Here is a 944-nt window from a genome sequence, read left to right on the forward strand (position 1 = left end):
CCGCGGGGGGCCCCTCGCCTTTTGTGCGTGTGACGCGGGACACAGAAGAAATTCCAGCGAAGTGATTGCCTTCCGGCCGGTCAGTCGGCCACACTTAGGGTGGATCCGCAGGAACGACAAAACGTTCCCGGTCCCTCCGCCGGATGCATCGCACCGGCCCCGCCCCATCTCAGAATGCCGGGCCCTTCGAATCACCTTCAGCTCGAATCTCCTCCCGCCTCACACGGCACCCTTTTTGTCCTCCCCGAATTCCCTTATCCGAAGCACGGCCCGGCCCGGCCAACTTCCCTCAACACGCAGTGCCCGCCCCGCGAAAGAGAGCACCCCATGATCAAGCACCATTCCGACATCCTGCTCGAGATCATTGCCCACGATCCCGCAACGATTGAAAACGACCTCAACAGTGCCGTGGACATCGCCCTCCGGCACGCCATGGAGGAACGCCGCCACGGCGTGCTGGTCACGCAAACCGGCTTCTCCACCTACACCGTGGCCGTCAGCCGCGATGTTCCATACGGCGAAACCCGGGAGCTGCGGCAGTGGGCTTCCATCTCCTAGGAAGGTCCGCCGCTGTACGCACCCGCACCCCGCCTGTAGCGTGGGAACACACCGCGAGATCAGGAGCAGCCGATGAGTACGGAACACAACGAAGCCGACGACATCGTGAGCGATGGCGTAGAGGACGAAACCAACCCGGTGCCGAGGGAAAAGCCGGCGGACCAGGCGTCCGGCCGCCACGCCGGGCCCGGCCCTGTCGATGGCCGCCCTGCCGGTGCGGACGGCACCAAACCCCCGGGACCGGCCGAGGAACAGAACAGCAAAACCCCGGACCACCGGGGCCTCACCACCGAACCCAGCTCCAGCTGACATAGAAAGCGACAATAAAGAGGAGGAGTGGGGGGGGGGGGGGGGGGGGGGGGGGGGGGGGGGGGGGGGGGGGCGGG

At 66.3% G+C, this 944-nt stretch carries 2 protein-coding genes; both read left to right on the plus strand.

Annotated features, from left to right (window positions below; translation table 11 throughout):
* Positions 1-327: 327 nt before the first annotated feature.
* Positions 328-558, plus strand: a complete 231-nt coding sequence (locus tag AC07YR_RS14205) for a hypothetical protein (RefSeq protein ID WP_055807384.1) — start codon at positions 328-330, stop codon at positions 556-558.
* Between the two features lie 72 nt (positions 559-630).
* Entirely contained in the window at positions 631-867 is a 237-nt protein-coding gene (locus AC07YR_RS14210; protein ID WP_055807387.1) for a hypothetical protein, read from the plus strand.
* Positions 868-944: the final 77 nt, after the last annotated feature.

This window comes from Arthrobacter sp. GW460-12-1-14-TSB2 (assembly GCF_059423525.1).